We start from the raw sequence: 16,012 nt of genomic DNA, 5'->3' as shown, positions 1-16,012 counted from the left end.
TGGTCCTCAGCCGTCGCGGGAGGTGGAAGTGGAAGTAGAGGTGGAGGTGGGGGTGGAGACGAACGGGGTGGTGGCGCGTGGCGTGCCCGGGCCGTCGGGGGCGGTCCGCGCCTTCGGCAGGGCCGGTTCATGCGCCGTGTCGGGCGCGTCCGGTGCCCGGGTGAGTACGGCCAGCGGGGGCGCCCCGGGACGGGTGGGCAGGGCGCGTGCGGTCATCCCGGACTCGGCCACCACGTCCTTCAGCCCGAAGGTCGCCCACCGGTAGGAGTCGTGCACCTCGCGCTCCGCCTCCGTGGCGTCGTCCCGGTAGACGCGCCAGGTGGAGTGCAGGCGCATCACGCCGTCCTCCGCCTCGTCCGGCGCTCCGGCGAACGACCACTCGTAGCGGTGCCGTCCGGCGGTGGCGGTGGCGAGCCTGGTCTCGGGGAGAGTCGACGGCTCCTCGAACCGCATGAGTTCGACGACCACCAGCCCGCCGGGGGCCAGTCGCCGGTTCACTCGCCGCCAGAGCCGGGCTCGTCCGTCGGCGTCGAGGTGGCCGAGGACTCCGCAGAGCAGGACGACGCTGACCCGGTCCGGCAGGTCCAGGTCGGGAGCCGCGTCCGCGGTGACGGTGACGCGGGAGCGCAGGTCCGGATCGCTGAAGACCCGGCTGGTGAGCACGGCACGCATGCCGACCGCCGGTTCGCAGGCGAGGATCTCGGCGTCCGGCCGGGCACGGGCGACGGCCTCGGTCACCAGGCCGGTGCCGGCGCCGATGTCGACCACCGGTCCGGTGCTCAGGTCGGCGTCGGCGAGGAGCTCGGCGATCGCGGGCGCGCTCGCGGTCGCGGTGTGCTCGGCGGCGACGAGGTCGAAGAACTCCGCCGACGGGGTGTAGGACGAGGTGTCCGAAGGGGCGGGGGCCGAGTCCTCGCCGGGGCGTCCCGTCCCCGGTCGCGCACCGGCAGGGTCCCGGTCGGCGCGGGGGCGATCCGTATCGGCGCTGGAGCGATCCGTATCGGCGCTGGAGCGATCCGTATCGGCGCTGGAGCGATCCGTGTCGGCGCTGGAGCGATCCGTGTCGGCGCTGGAGCGATCCGTGTCGGCGCTGGGGCGATCCGTGTCGGCGCTGGGGCGATCCGTGTCGGCGCGCGTCTGCTCCGGGGCCGGAAAGACGTCGCTGACCGCGAGGGGCCGAGGGGTGGCCGGACGGACGATCTCGGGCGGTCCGAGCCGTGTGGCCAGATCGGTCCAGACGCGGCACACGGCCAGGTCGTACTGCCCCGTGCGCAGGGCGTCGTCGCCCTGCTCGACGGCCTCGCGGAGCCCGTCGAGGGCGTTGCCGATCGCCTCCGGCCACAGGTCGGAAAAGACGGTGCGGAAGGTTCCCGTGTTTCCGGCGACGGACGTGGTGGCGAACCCCAGACGGCCGGTGCCCGGTCCGTCGAGGACGAAGCGCCGGTCGGCGTCGCGCCCGATGTGCAGGCGGGGACTCCACAGGACCGGCCCGTGGGTGTCGGCCAGAGTGAGGACTCCGCCTTCCGTGCCGATGCAGACGCGGTGCCAGTGCAGGGCGTGGTTGTCCCGGTCGGACGGGTCGAGCTGGTGGTGCACCCGCAGGGTGAGGGGTACGCCGGCGAACACGCCGTGCAGGGAGCGGAACGGCTGCGGACCGGTCCCGGCGGGCAGCGGCGCCGGGTCCGCGAACCGCCAGGGCCGCAGCGTGCCCATCGCCTGGCCGAGGATGTCCACCAGGGGGTGCATCAGGTGGACCGGGGTGGCGGCGTCCACGAAGAGCGGCCGCTGTCGCGCGACGAGTCTGCGGGCCGCGTCGATGAAGCCTCGGACCGGGGCGACGTGCGGGTAGTGGGTGTTGACGCGGTACCGCACTCCCCGGCGGCGTGCGTGTCTGAGGTTGTCCGTCAACTCGGTGAGGTGGACGGGGTGCTCCTGGAGGACGTGGATGCCCCGGTCCATGAGTGCCCTGGCCAGCTCGGTTCCCTGACCGCCCGAGATGGACGAGCCGACCGCCACGCACGCCGCGTCGATGTCGGCCGGAAGGTCGCCGGCGTCCGTGTAGTGGGGGACGCCGAGTCGCTCGGCGTACGCCCGGGAGGCGGACGAACCCCGGCTCAGGATGCCGGCCAGCTCGTATCCGGGGCGGCGGCGTGCCGCCTCGGCGTAGAAGCGGCCGAAGTTGGTGCCGCAGACCAGCACCCGCAAGGGCGTCGATGTGTTCACAGCACGCCCTCTTCCACCTGATCGGCGCCGGCCGCCGCTCCCGTGAACCGGAGGTCCGCGGCCGACTGGGTGCGCAGGTGGCGCACCACGGTGTCGGGGTCCAGCACGTCGCGGGCGAAGCGCACCCCCGCCGGTACCTCGCCCCGCAGCACCGCGTCCACCGCGAGCGCGCCCACGGCCGCGGTGAGCCGGTAGCTGCTGGCCGCGCGCAGGGTCAGTCCGGCGGTGGCCGGCCGCCCGGACGCGGTGCCCGACAGCTCGAAGTCCATGACGTAGTAGGGCCCGCGACCGGCCAGGTCGAGGTCGGCGGCGAGGATCAGCCGGTCCGCCAGCCCGGCCGGGTCGTCCCCGGCGGCGAGGCGGCCCGGCAGCAGGTTGAGCAGCGCGCGTACGGCGGGACCGGGGTGGACGTTGTACCAGTCGAGCCGGTCGAGGCCGAGGTCCGTGGCGAGGCGTTCGCTCTCCCCGCTGAGATAGGGCTGGAGGGCCACCCGGCCGGGGAAGGACCGGTGTTCGGTGTCCTCGGCCGTGCGCAGGGCGCGCGGGACGCGCCGGCCGGCGCGGACGGCGGCGAGGGCCTCGCCGTAGGCCGCGCCGTCCGCGCCTCCGGAGGTGAGGGAGAGCATGAGGTCGTGCGCCACCGTCGGCGAGCAGGTCTCCAGGCCGCCGCAGTGCGCGGTCAGCGCTGAGGCGCTGTCCAGACCCTGCCCGGCCAGCCAGCGGGGCAGGAGGCTGGACAGGCCGGGGAGGGCTCCGGCCGACAGGACGACCGTGCGGCCGTCGCGGGCCGGGTCGCCGGCCTCGAGGAGGTCCTCGGCGGCCGGGTCGTCCCCGGCCACGTCGACGCAGTCCGCTCCGGCGGCGAGTGCGGCCGAGGCCACCGTGGCGCGGAGCCGGTAGGTGGGGCCGGCGCAGTTGAGGACGATGTCGCAGCCGTCGGTGAAGGCCCGCAGGCCGTCCGGCGCGGTGGCGTCCGCCCACACGGTCTCGTCATGGCCGGCGGGATCCTCCTCGGCGACCGCGCACAGGGCGGAGGCGGTACGACCGCCCAGGCGGAGTCCGGTGTGGCCGAGTGCGCGCAGTTCCCGTACGGCGGCCCGGCCGACCGCCCCGGAGGCGCCCAGGACTCCGATCACAGGCCTGGTCATCGGGTGATCGCCCCCTGGGTCAGCTCACCGAGGGTCTTGAGGATGCCGGGCGCGTGCTCGACGGACAGGCAGCTGTAGTGGTCGCCGTCGATGTCGACGATGTCCAGGTCTCCCAGGGTCAGTTCCTCCCAGTAGGTGGTGACGGCGTCCTTGCTGCCGGGGAAGGGGTAGGCGCCGTCGTGGCGCAGGAAGGTGATGTCACCGGCGTACGGCTCCGCGTCGTAACGGGTGATGGCGAAGACGCTCTGGCGGAAGGCGAGGAAGAGCCGCGTCATGTGGTCGGGTTCGTAGGTACCGGCCGATGCGGGTACCGCCTCGCACATCCGGGCGATTCGGGTGGCGCGGGGAACGTCGGCGAGTTGCCGGAAGCGGCTCGCGACGTCCTCGAACTCCTCGGGCAGCGCGGCGAGTCCGCCGTCCGGCAGCACACCGGGACTGGCGGCCAGGACGGCGTCGGCCGCCGCGGCCACCCGGTACTGGTCGTCGGGGAAGCCGAGGTCGGCCGGGTCGATGCCCATCATGACGGCGAAGGAGTACTCGGCGAGGAGTTCGTCGTCCAGGCGGAAGCGGGGGCTGTGGCTGCTGATGACGGTCAGGCTCTCCACCTCGGCCCCCGACTCGGCCAGGTTGCGGGCCACTTCGGTGGCGATCAGGCCGCCCAGGCAGTAGCCGATGATGTGGAAGCGGCCGCGGCCGTCCGCCGTCAGGGCTCGCGCGTAGTCGGCCGCCATCTGCTCGACGAGTCCGTCCGGCGGCGCGTCGAGGAACCCGTTCAGGTCCGGGACCTCCACGCCGACGACCTCGGCGAGGCCGGGCGAGCGGCGTCTGATCTCGGTGACCAGCGCCCGGTACGGCATGATCGTCGCGGTTCCCGCGTGCACCAGCACGGTCGTCGGCTCGTCCTTCGAACGCGAGCCGTGCAGATGGATCACCGGGTCCGTGCGCACCGGTCCGGACGCGGGCGCGTCCTGCGGACCGGCCAGGCCGCGCAGGAACCCGGCGAGACCCGCGACCGTGGGGCGGCGCAGCATGTGGCGCAGGACGACCTCCCACTCCAGGTCGGCCGCCCGCGGTATCCGTTCACGCAGCCGGCCCACCATCCGGGCCACCAGGAGCGAGTCGCCGCCGAGGTCGAAGAAGTCGTCGTTGCGGGTGACACGTTCGACCGCGAGGAGTTCCGTCCACAGGTCGGCCAGGCTGTTCTCCAGCTCGTCCTTGGGCTGCTCGTCCACGACGGCCGGTGCGCTCTCCCGGGGCAGCCAGGACCGCAGGCGCGCGCGGTCGGTCTTGCCGTTCGCCGTGCGGGGCAGGGTGTCGACGACCTGCCACACCGACGGGAGCATGTACTCCGGGAGCCGGGTGGCCGCCGTGCGGGCCAGCTCCCCCACCGGCACGTGGTGCCGGTCGTCCTTCATCGTGGCGATGAACACCTCCTGCCCGGTGAGTGCCAGGGCGTCCCGGGCGTCGGGCAGCGAGATGACCTCGGACGCGGCGTGCCGCTCCAGGAGTTCGCGCCACTGGGTGTGGGTGAGGAAGGACTGCCCGGTGTGCTCGCGCACGTCGGTCCACGCCCGGCCGGCGACCTCGAGGAACTCCATGGAGACGAGCAGCGGGAGGTTCTCGTCGCGGGTGTTCTCCACGAACACGAGCTGTCCGCCCGGCACGAGCAGTTCCCGCAGCCTGCCCACGGCGGCGTCCGCGTCGGCGGCGGCGTGCAGCGTGTTGGCGCAGACCACGACGTCGAAGGTGTTGGGCGGCAGGTGCTGGGCGCGGGGGTCCTCGTCGACGTCGAAACGCTGGTAGCGGACCCAGGCGTGGTCGGCGAAGCGCTCGCGGGCTTCGTTCAGGAAGAACGCCGAGGCGTCCGTGAACAGGTAGTCGACGCCGTACTCGGCGAGCACGGGCACCAGTTCGCCGGTGGTGCCGCCGACGCCGCCGCCGACTTCCAGCACCCGCAGCCGTTCCTCGCCGGTGTGGCTCGCGGCGATCTCGCGCAGCGCGGCGGCCACCGCGCGGTTCAGGTGCCGGATGGCGAGGTTGTCCCGGTAGGCGGCGTCCGCGGCCTCCGTCGCCGCGCCCGGGAAGAGCAGCTCGCGGATGCCGGCCTCCCCGGAGATCAGCTCGGGCAGCCGTTCGGCGCAGGTGCGCATGACGGTGAGCAGCTCGGTGCTCCACCCGATCTCGTGCTCCAGGTCGGCGGCCAGCCGCCGGCGGCGCTCCGCCTCGGCAGCGGAGACGGGGACGAGGCCGGTGTAGGTGTCGTCGGCGTCCTGGTGGGTGAGCCGGTCCCGGGCGGCGAGGGCGCGCAGCCAGCGGCGCACGATGTGCCGGTGGCGGGGTGTGGCGCGCAGTGCCGTGCCCACCTCCTCCGCCGTGCGTGCCGCTCCCCCGTCGAACACTCCGGAGGCTGCGAGGACCCGGGTCATCTCGGCGATCGCCGCCTCGTCGAGGGCGGCCATGAAGTCGGTGAGCCGTGCGGCGTCGACGGCCGCGGAGGCTTCGCGTACGGCGTCGGCGGCCGCCGCGCGCGCCTGTTCGCGGCTGGTGGCGGCGGGCCCGCCGCCGTCCTGGCGTGCCGTCCCGCGCTCTTCGCGTCGCGTCCCGCCCTCTCCGCGTTCCCCCGCTTCCCCCTCGCGCGGCGTCTCGCCGTCCTTGCGTGCCGTTTCCACGAACGCGGCCAGGCGTCGCCCGCCCGCCGCCGAGTCGTCGACGACGACCGCGCCCGCCGCGACCGCCGGGTGGGCCTGTACGGCGGCCTCCACCTCGGCGAGTTCGACCCGGTAACCGCGGATCTTGATCTGGGCGTCCTCCCGGCCCAGGAACTCGATGGTCCCGTCGGGGAGGTACCGCCCGAGGTCGCCCGTGCGGTAGAGCCGCTCTTCGGTGACGGGGTCGGTGAGGAACCGCTGTGCCGTGCGCTCCTCGTCACCGAAGTAGCCCAGGGCGACCCCGGCGCCGCCGATGTACAGCTCACCCGGTACCCATTCGGGCCGTGGCCGCAGGTGCCGGTCGAGCACGGCGAAGGTCTGGTTGGTCAGGGGCTTGCCGTACGGAATGCTCGGGCGGGCGGTGTCCACCTCGCCGATCGGGTGGGCGATGGACCAGATGGAGCCCTCGGTCGCTCCGCCGAGGGAGACGATCTCCAGGCCCGGCAGGAGTTCACGGGCCTGGTCGGGCAGCGAGACCGGTATCCAGTCGCCGGATATCAGCGCGAGCCGCAGTTCGCCGTCGTCGGTGGGGGGCTCGGAGCGGAGCCAGTCGCACAGCATGTGGAGCTGGCCCGGCACGGAGTTCCACACCGTGACGCCGAAGTCGCGGACCAGTTCGGCCCAGTGGGAGGGGTCGCCGCGCCGGTCGGCCCGGGGCAGGACGAGGGTCGCGCCCACGGCGAGCGGTCCGAACAGGTCGTAGACGGACAGGTCGAAGCCGAGTCCCGCGATGCCGAGAACGCGGTCGCGCTCGGTGACGGCGAAGCGGCGGTTGATGTCCTCGACGGTGTTCAGGGCGGCCCGGTGGCTGATCATCACGCCCTTGGGCGTGCCGGTGGAGCCCGAGGTGTAGATGACGTAGGCGAGGTCGTCGGGATCCCGGTGGGCGGCGGCTGTCGTACCGTCCCCGGCGGCTTCCTCGACGAGGTCCACGGATACGGCCGTCACCGTCGCCGGGAGGTCTTCGAGGTCGGCGAGCCAAGACTGGGTGAGGACGGTGCGGACGTCCGCGTCCGCGAGGATCGTGTCCCGGCGGGCCGGCGGCTGGGCCGTGTCGACGGGCAGATAGGCGCCGCCCGCCATGAGGGTGCCGTAGACGGCGACGACCTGCTCCCAGCCCTTGTCCATCCAGATGGCCACCGGTTCCCCGGGGCGCAGTCCGGACGCCGTCAGCGTCTCGGCGAGACGGCTCGCGCGGGCTACGAGCCGGCGGTAGGACAGGGCCAGTTCGGGTGTGCGGACCGCGATCGCGTCCGGTGTGGCCCGTGCCTGGGCCAGTACGGGTTCGTGGAGCAGGGCGTCCGGCAGCGGGCCCTCGGTCGCGTTGACCGCGCTCCGTCGCTCCGCCTGCGCCTCGGGCAGGGCGGTGCGGGCCGGCGCGTCCCAGGCGGCCTCACCGGCCTCGCCCTCGGCCGACAGCGACCGTACGAGTGCCGTGTACGCCTCGAACATGGCGTCGGCCACCCCGTGGGCGAGCGCGCCCTCCCGGATGTCCCAGGACAGGCTGAGCGTGTCTCCGCGGTGCATGACCTGGCAGTCGAGCCACACCTGCGGTGTCCGGGTCACGGCGTACGTCACCTCGGGAGGCACGCCCTCGGAGGTGGCACCGGCGCCCAGGGCGCTGGTGAAGACGACCGGCATGAGCACCGGGGCACCGGCCCTGCGGGAGAGTTCGGCGAGCACCTCCGAGCCGGTGAACAGCGGGTGTGCCAGGTCTTCGAGGAGCCGCTCCCCCACGGCCCTGGTCCGCTCCGCGAAGGTGGCCGGGGCGTCGAGGTCGACGGCGAGGAGTTCGAGCGAGGTGAAGTCACCGATGAGCCGGTCGATGTCCTCGTGCAGGGCGGGCCGGTCGACCGTGGGCACGTTGAGCGTGAAACGGCTGGTCCGCGACCAGGCGCCGACCGTCTCGGCGTACGCGGTGAGCAGGGCCGTCGACACGGTCAGTCCGCGCCGCGCGGCCCGTTCGGTGAGCCGGTCCCGGTCGGCTGCGGGCAGCAGGACCTCCAGCCGGCGGAACGTCACCGCGTCACCGGAGGCCGGAGCGCGGACCTCCTGGCCAGGGCCGCTCACGGCGGCTTCCCATGCTTCGGCGAGGGGCAGTTCGGGGGCGGGCGGCAGGGTGTCGAGCCGTTCGGTCCAGTAGGCGCGGTCGCGGGCGTGGCCGTCGGTGTCGGCGAGGGCGCGGCGGGCCAGGACGTAGTCGCGGAAGGCGATCCGCGGTGCGTCGGTCAGGGCGGTGCCGCCGTAGCTCCGCTGGAACTCCGCGAGCAGGACGCGCAGGCCGGCGTGGTCGACGACGAGCATGTCGAAGGCGAGGTGGAGCACGGCCCGCTCGGCGGTCCGGGTCACGTGCACGTCGAAGAGGGGCCACTGGTCGGTGGGCGCCTCGCGGGTGGACAGCCGGGCCCGGGTGCGCCGCGTGTGGGCCTCGGCGGTGGCGGCCGGCAGCGCGGTCAGGTCGTCGGTTCCCACGGAGAACGCGGGCACGTCGGGCAGGACCTGCTGGTAGCCGTCGTGGTGGACGACCGCGCGGAGCATGTCGTGCCGCTGGATCAGCTCCCGCCAGACGGAGGTGACGCGGTCGACGTCCAGGTCGGGGTACTCCAGCTCCACGTAGGCGTGGCAGCCGACGCCCCCGTAGGCGTAGGCGTCGGTGCGGCCGATGAGGTAGGCGGCCTGGATGTCCGTCAGCGGGAACGGTTCGTGACGGTTGCCGGGGTCCGCGCGCAGCGTGCCCTCACCCGCCTCGAGGTGGCGCAGGATGGCTTCCTTGTGCGTGCGCAGTTCGGCTCGGTGCGTGTCGGTGAGCCGGCCCTGCGGGGCCCGGAACCGCAGCTGTCCGTCCTGGGCCCACAGCACCACGCCGTCGTCGGCGTAGCGGGCCAGCAGTTCAGCGATGTTCACAGTTCTCCGGTCTCGTAGGCGGTCCCGTGGGCCGCGAGCGTTCGGGTGACGTCCGCGGCGAGCGCGGCGATGGTCGGTGCGGCGAAGAAGCGGCGGGCGGGCACGGTGGCCCCGAAGCGGCGCTCGATCGCGGTGAGCAGGCGCAGCGCGGTGAGGCTGTCGCCGCCGACGGTGAAGAAGTTGGCGTTGCGGTCCGGCGCGCCTTGCGGCAGGTGCTCGTGCCAGAGCGCGGCGAGGGCCGTCTCGGTCTCGCCCCGTGGCGGCTCGGCGGCGGCGAGGACCGCCTCCGGTCCCGCGAGGCCGGCGAGGGCGGCCCGGTCGACCTTGCCGTTCGCGGTGAGGGGCAGGGCGGGCAGGAGCAGGATGCGGGACGGGACGGCGTAGACCGGCACCCGCTCGGCCAGCAGGCCGAACAGGCCCTCGGTGAGTTCCGGGTCCTCGACGGGCGTGCCGGACCCGGTGGGAGCCGCCTCGTCGACGGGCGTGCCGGACCCCACGGGCGTGCCGGACACGACAGACGTGCCGGGCCCCACGGGCGTGCCGGACACGACAGACGTGCCGGACACGACGGGCGTGCCGGGCCCGCTGAGAGCCGGCTCGTCGACGGGCGTGCCGCCCGCGGTGAGGTCCTGCGGTACGGCGAACGCGACCAGGCGCCTGGCGGTGCGCTCCCCCACGGCCACGACGGCGGCACGCGCGACGGCCGGATGCGCCTCCAGCGCGGCCTCCACCTCGCCCGCCTCGACGCGGTGACCGGCGATCTTCAGCTGGCTGTCGAGCCGGCCGAGGAACTCCAGCAGTCCGTCACCCCGGAACCGGCCCAGGTCGCCCGTCCGGTACCAGCGCCGCCCATCCCGTTCGACGAACTTCTCGGCGGTGCGGACCGGGTCGCCCAGGTAGCCGCGGGCCAGTCCCGCGCCGCCGATCCACAGCTCGCCGGGGGTCCAGTCGGGGCAATCCCGGCCGTCCCGGTCGACCACGCGGTAGTGCTGGCCGGTCAGGGGACGTCCGTAGGGGATGGACACCCATCGGGGGTCCGGTTCGGTGACGGTGAGGGTGTTGGACCAGATGCCGGCCTCCGTGGCTCCGCCCATGGCGACGAAGGCGCAGGGCCGCGCGGTCCGGGACCGCAGCCGGGCGGGCAGGTCGAGACCGATCCAGTCGCCGGAGACCAGCGCGGTCCGCAGTCCCGCGATCCGGCCGCCTTCCCCTCCGCCCTGTTCGTCGGCGTCGAGGAGCAGGTCGAGCAGGGCGGGGACGGTGTTCCAGACGGTCACGCCGTACTGGTCCAGCAGGCCCGGCCAGCGGGCCGGTTCACGGCGCTGGTCCTCGGTGGGCAGCAGGAGGGAGCCGCCCGCGGCGAGCAGGCCGAAGACGTCGTAGACGGACAGGTCGAAGTCCAGTGCCGACAGGGCGAAGACACGGTCGTCCCCGGTGATGCCGTGCCGGGCGTTGATGTCCGCGATCGTGTTCCAGGCGGCGGCGTGGGTGATCTCGACTCCCTTGGGCTCGCCCGTGGAGCCCGACGTGAAGATCACGTAGGCGAGCGACCGGGGGGACGTCCCACCCGGCGCGGGCAACGGCTCGCGGCCTTGCGTGTCCGCCCATGACAGGGTGCGGGGACCGGTGCCCTCCGATGCGGGCCAACTCCCCAGGACCACGTCGAAACGGGCGGTGGCGCGCACCCGCTGCAACCGGGCGGCGGGCTGTTCGAGGCTCAGGGGGACGTAGGCGGCGCCGGCCGCGTGGACGCCGAGGACCGCCGCGATCTGTTCCGGTCCCTTGGGCAGGGTGACCGCGACCAGGTCGCCCGGCCGCACTCCCGCGTCGCCGAGCGCGGCGGCGGTGCGCAGCGCCTGTCCCGCGAGGGTTTGGTAGGTCACCTCCTCCCCCGCCGTCGTGACGAGGGCGGTGCGGTCGGGAGTGGCCGTCGCGTGGGCGAAGAACAGCTGGTGCAGCGGGCGCGGCGCCACCGGTTCCAGGGCGGCCTCCCGTGCCGCGGCGGCCCGCCGTTCGTACTGCGAGGCGGGCACCAGGTCGGGGAGCGGTGCCTCCCTGTCACCGGCCACGACGTGCCGCAGCAGCCGCTCGTACGCCGCGAACATCGCGTCCAGCACGCCCTCGGCGAACAGCTCCTCGACGGCGTCCCAGGTGACGACCAGGTTCCCGGACTCCTCGGTGACCTGGTTGTCCAGACAGACCTGCGGGGACTGGGAGATGCCCCAGACCTTCGCGGGGAACCCCGTGCCGGGTCCGGCCAGTGTCGCGTCCCCGACGCCGATGGCGCTGGTGAACACCACGGGTGCGGCGGCGTCCACCGTGCCCGTGCGCCGGCCGAACTCCCGCAGCAGCCAGTCGATCGGCACGTCGGCGTGGTCGAGGTCCTCCGCCTGACGGCGTTGCAGCGCGGCGGCCGCCGCCGGCCAGGACGTGCCCGCGCGCCGGTACCCGGCCAGGGACAGGGAGGTGAAGTCACCCAGCACCCGGTGGATGTGGGGGTGGACGTCACGCCGGTTGAAGAGGGTGAGCGTGACGGTCAGCGCGTCGGTCCCGCTCCAGGCCGCCAGGACCTCCGCGTACAGGGCGAGCAGGACGGTGGACGGAGTCAGGCCGTGCCGGGCCGCGTCCCGCTTGACGGTCCCCCAGTCCTCGGCGGGCAGGCTCAGCCGGCGCCGGGTGAAGACGGGCGAGTCGAGCGTCGCCGGGTCCCGGGCGAAGGGCAGGGCGGGAGGCGGCGGCAGTTCCGACAGGCGGGCCTGCCAGTGGGCGCGGGCCCGCGCGGTCGGCTCCGGGTCCGCCGGAAGGCGGGTCAGGTAGTCGCGGAACGACACGTCCACGGGCGGCGGTTCGTGCTCCGGGTCGGTGTAGAGCGCGTTCAGTTCGGCGTAGAGCGTGGTGATGGAGAGCGCGTCGAGCACGAGGTAGTCCAGGCCGATGCCGATACGTGTCCGTACCTCGCCGCCCTTCTCGTCCGCGCCTTCGTCCGCGTGGTAGCGCACCGCCTCGAGGGCGAAGAGCGGCCACCGGGCGGGGTCGCGGACCTGCTGGGACAGGCGGGCGCGCAGACCGGCCAGGGCCCTCGCCGCGTCGCCGGCACGCGCGTCCTCCACCGGCACGCGCACCGGCGGCACGTCGGGCAGCACGCGCTGGTGTCCGTCCTCGACGACCGCGCGCAGCATGCCGTGCCGTCCGACGAGGGTGTTCCAGGCGCGCTCCAGCCGGCCCAGGTCGACGTCGGTGCCGTCGAACTCCGTGTAGTGCCAGGTGCCGACGCCGCCGAGGGTGAACCGGGGGTCGCGGCCGGTGTGGTAGGCGGCCTGGACGTCCGTCAGCGGGAACGGCTCGTGCGCGTGGTCAGGGTCGGGCACGAGGACGACGGGGGTGGCCGGTGCCGGTTCGTCGTCGGCGGTCGTCGCGGGGTGCAGCGTCTCGCAGAAGTGCTGGAGCACGGGGCGGGCGAAGAGGTCGGCCACGCGGGCGCCGGGGAAGCCCGCGGCACGCAGTCGGCCGATCATGCGCGTCGCGACGAGCGAGTCGCCGCCCAGCAGGAAGAAGCTGCTCTCGCGTCCCACTTCGGCCACGCCGAGCAGGTCGGCCCACTCGGCCGCCACGGCGGCCTCCACCGGCCCGGTCGGCGCCGACGTGCGGGGGCCGTGCCGGCCGGCGGCCTCGGCCAGCGCCCGGTGGACGGCCGTCCGGTCGAGCTTGCCGTTGGCGGTCAGCGGCAGGTCGCGCAGGACGAGGACACGCTCGGGAACCATGTAGGCGGGGAGGCGTGCCGCCACCCGCAGGCGGACCTCGTCCGGGTCGGGTGCCTTGCCGAGGGCGGACACGGCCGCGGCCAGGTGACGTACCGGTGTGTCGAGCACGGCGGCGACCGCGTGCAGGACGGCGGGGTCGTCCTCCAGCGCGGACTCGACCTCGCCCAGTTCGATCCGGTGGCCGCCGATCTTCACCTGGTGGTCGGCGCGGCCGAGGAACTCCAGCACGCCGTCGGGCCGGTAGCGGGCGAGGTCACCGCTGCGGTACCAGCGTTCGCCGTCGTGCTCGACGAAGCGTTCCGCCGTGCGTTCGGGGTCCGCTCGGTAGCCGTTGGCCACCCCGGGGCCGCCGATCCACAGCTCGCCGGGGACGAGGTCGGGGCAGTCGCGTCCCCGTCCGTCCACGACACGGGCCCGCATGTTGCGCAGCGGGACACCGTAGGGGACGGACTTCCAGGCCGGGTCGGTCTCCTCCACCTCGAACACCGTGGAGTGGACGGCGGCCTCCGTCATGCCGCCGAGCGCCACGAAACGGCAGCCGGGGACGAGAGCCCGGAGTCTGCGGGGCTGGTCGAGTCCGACCCAGTCCCCGCCGAGCAGCACCATGCGCAGACAGTCCCCGAGGCCCTCGTCCTCCCCCGCGGCCATCAGCAGGTCCAGCAGCGCGGGCACGCACTGCACCAGCGTCACCCCGTGCGTGCGCACCAGCCGCGCCCAGTGGTGGGCGTCGCGGCGGTGCTCCTGTCCTACGGCCACCACCTGGCCGCCGAGGGACAGCGGGGTGAGGATGTCCCAGGTGGCGAGGTCGAAGTCCAGCGCGGAGATCGCGAGCGTGCGGTCCGCGGGGCCGAGCCCGAGCTGGTCCTCCATCGCCTCGATGGTGTTGACGACCGCCCTGTGCGACACCTCGACGCCCTTGGGCACTCCCGTCGAGCCGGAGGTGAACAGCACGTAGGCGGGCAGGGCGGGGTCCGGCTGGACGACCGGTGCGGGCCGGGCCCCCGACGCGTCCTCCAGGAGCAGTACCGGGGCCGAGGAGAGGTCCTCGCACAGGTGGGCGTGGTCCCGGTCGGTGAGCACGGCGGACACGCCGGCCACGGCGTGGATGCGTTGCCGGCGTGCGGCGGGCTGTTCCACGCCGACGGGGGCGTAGGCGGCGCCCACGGCCAGGATGCCGAGGACCGCGGTGATCTGTTCGGCGCCCTTGGGCAGGGTCACGGCGACGGTGTCGCCCTCCCGTACGCCGTTCTCGCGCAGCAGCGCGGCGATGCGCCGTGCCGCGTGGGCGAGTTCGCCGTAGGTGGTCGTGTCGCCGGTCGCGCGGACGACCGCCGCGCGGCCCGGCTCGGTCTCGGCGAGCCGGAAGAAGCGCGTGTGCAGGGCGCGGTCCGCGACGGGCGTGGGGGGCAGGGCCGCTACCGCGCGCCGGGGCAGGACGTCGGGGGCGAGCAGGCCGTCCACCGGCCGGGCCCAGGCGTCGGGGTCCCGCACCAGACGCGTGACGAGGCGGCGGTAGGCGTCGAAGGCGGCGTCGGGCACACCGGCCTCGAACACGCCGTCCCGGACGTCCCAGTTGAGGAGGAGGCCGTCGTCGAGTTCGGTGACCTGGGCGTCCAGGTAGACCTGCGGGCCCTGCGAGATGATCCAGGAAGGGCGTCCGAAGGACTTCTGGACGTCCTGTTCGAAGATCTCGCCCAGTCCGATGGCGCTGGTGTACACGACCGGAGCCAGCACCGGGGCTCCCTCGGCGCGGGCCAGGTCGCGGAGTACCTCTACGCCGCCGTACGCACCGTGGGAGATGCCCTCCTGCAGGCGTTCCTGGAGGCCGCGGGCCTGCCGGGAGAAGGGGAGGGAAGCGCTCATGTCCGCGTCGAGCAGGACCGAGCTGCTGAAGTCGCCCACCAGGCCGGCGACTTCGGGTGCGAACATCTCCCGGTCGAACAGCGGCAGGTTGAGGAGGAAGCGCCGGCTGTCGCTCCAGGCGGCGATGACCTCGGCGAAGGCGGTGGCGAGGGCGGCGGCGGGGGTCAGGCCGTGCCGGCGGGCGGCGTTGACGAGCGCGGCCTTGTCGGCGGGGCCGAGCCAGTGGTGCAGGCGGCGGGAGTGGGTCAGCGTACTGTCGTCCGCGCCGACCGGGGTCAGGGGGTCGACGGCCGTCGGCAGCCGTGGGGCCCGTGGCAGATCCGGCAGGCGCTCGCGCCACCAGGCGGCGTCCTGCTCGCGTTCGGCGCGTCTGCGCACGTCGTGCTCCGCGAGGTAGTGCCTGTAGTCGAGGCCGAGCTCGCGCGGCGGGTCGTCGGGGCACTCGTAGAAACGGCGCAGGTCGGTCAGGAGGACCCGCAGGCTCAGCGCGTCACCGGCCATCATGTCCAGGTCGACCTGCAGACGGGTCCTGCCGTCGGGGAGCAGGCACAGGGCCGCGCGGAAGACGTCACCGGCGCTGATGTCCGGGCGGGCGTGGGTGTTGCGCTCACGCAGCAGTTCCAGCTCCGACTCGGCCTCGACGGGGGTGCGTTCCCGCAGATCGTGGACGGTGAGCGGCGCACCTGCAGCACCGAAGCGCTGACGGCCGTCCTCGTCGAAGACGGCTCTCAGCATGCCGTGCCGCAGCACGAGCGCCCGCAGGGCGGTGTCGAGCCGGGCCGGATCGACCTCGTGGCCGTCGAGTTCCACGTAGAAGTGCGCGGCGACGCCACCGAGGGGCTGTCCGTCCTGGCGTCCGATCCAGTAGGCGTGCTGCATCGTGGCCAAGGGGAAGGAGTCCGGCTCCGCCTCGGTCGCCGCCGCGCCGTGCGGCGCGGGCGGGGCAGCCGGGGCCGGGGCAGCGGGGGCCGGGGCGGGGGTCGACCGACCGCTTGGCCGCCGCGCGAGCAGGGTCGTCCAGTCCCGCAGGGTCGGACTGCTCGTGAGGTCCCGGAAGGTGACCGTGCTGCCCTCTCGCCGCCAGGTACCGACCAGGGACATCAGAACCAGTGAGTCGAGGCCGAGTTCGAAGAGGTCGCGGTCGTCGTCCAACTCCTCCGGCGCCATCCGGAGCGCGCGTGCCACCGCCTCACGCACCGCCGCGGACCCGTGGAGATCCCGACCGGCGGAGCCTCCTTGCGCTGTCCGCGCCTGGACGACTGCTTCATCGCTCACTGGTGCTGCCTTCCGGTCGGATGGGGGTGGGAGTCACGTCGAAGTCCGCCGACGCCGGGAGCTCTCCACGCAGGGCTGACCGCCCGCTAGATAAAAATGATTATCATTTCTATGATTCACATCGTAATCA

At 73.9% G+C, this 16,012-nt stretch carries 4 protein-coding genes; all 4 read right to left on the bottom strand.

What is annotated here, in order from left to right:
• Window positions 1-6: 6 nt before the first annotated feature.
• From QC283_RS25455 to QC283_RS25440, 4 genes are read right to left on the bottom strand one after another with little or no spacing between them, the layout of a single operon-like run.
• A complete protein-coding gene (locus QC283_RS25455; protein ID WP_279563998.1) occupies window positions 7-2,223 on the bottom strand; it encodes a Gfo/Idh/MocA family oxidoreductase in 2,217 nt (738 codons plus the stop codon).
• The gene (locus QC283_RS25450) at window positions 2,220-3,371 is read right to left on the bottom strand and encodes a saccharopine dehydrogenase NADP-binding domain-containing protein (RefSeq protein WP_279563997.1); all 1,152 of its coding nucleotides are present in this window, start codon (window positions 3,369-3,371) and stop codon (window positions 2,220-2,222) included. The genes QC283_RS25455 and QC283_RS25450 overlap by 4 nt, the downstream gene beginning before the upstream one ends.
• Window positions 3,368-8,983 carry a non-ribosomal peptide synthetase gene (locus QC283_RS25445; RefSeq protein WP_279563996.1) on the bottom strand — a complete coding sequence of 1,872 codons (5,616 nt, stop codon included), beginning with the start codon at window positions 8,981-8,983 and terminating at the stop codon, window positions 3,368-3,370. The genes QC283_RS25450 and QC283_RS25445 overlap by 4 nt, the downstream gene beginning before the upstream one ends.
• A complete protein-coding gene (locus QC283_RS25440; protein ID WP_279564131.1) occupies window positions 8,980-15,804 on the bottom strand; it encodes a non-ribosomal peptide synthetase in 6,825 nt (2,274 codons plus the stop codon). The genes QC283_RS25445 and QC283_RS25440 overlap by 4 nt, the downstream gene beginning before the upstream one ends.
• Between the last annotated feature and the right edge of the window lie 208 nt (window positions 15,805-16,012).

It is taken from the genome of Streptomyces sp. DH41 (genome assembly GCF_029813785.1).
In the GTDB taxonomy this organism is placed as follows: Bacteria; Actinomycetota; Actinomycetes; order Streptomycetales; family Streptomycetaceae; genus Streptomyces.
Note: the sequence above shows the minus strand (reverse complement) of the source record. Positions and strands in the feature narration are given on the sequence as shown.

Bases quoted from the DNA above. Each gene is read 5' to 3' on its own strand.
- QC283_RS25450 (WP_279563997.1), bottom strand. From the start codon at position 3,371: ATGACCAGGCCTGTGATCGGAGTCCTGGGCGCCTCCGGGGCGGTCGGC.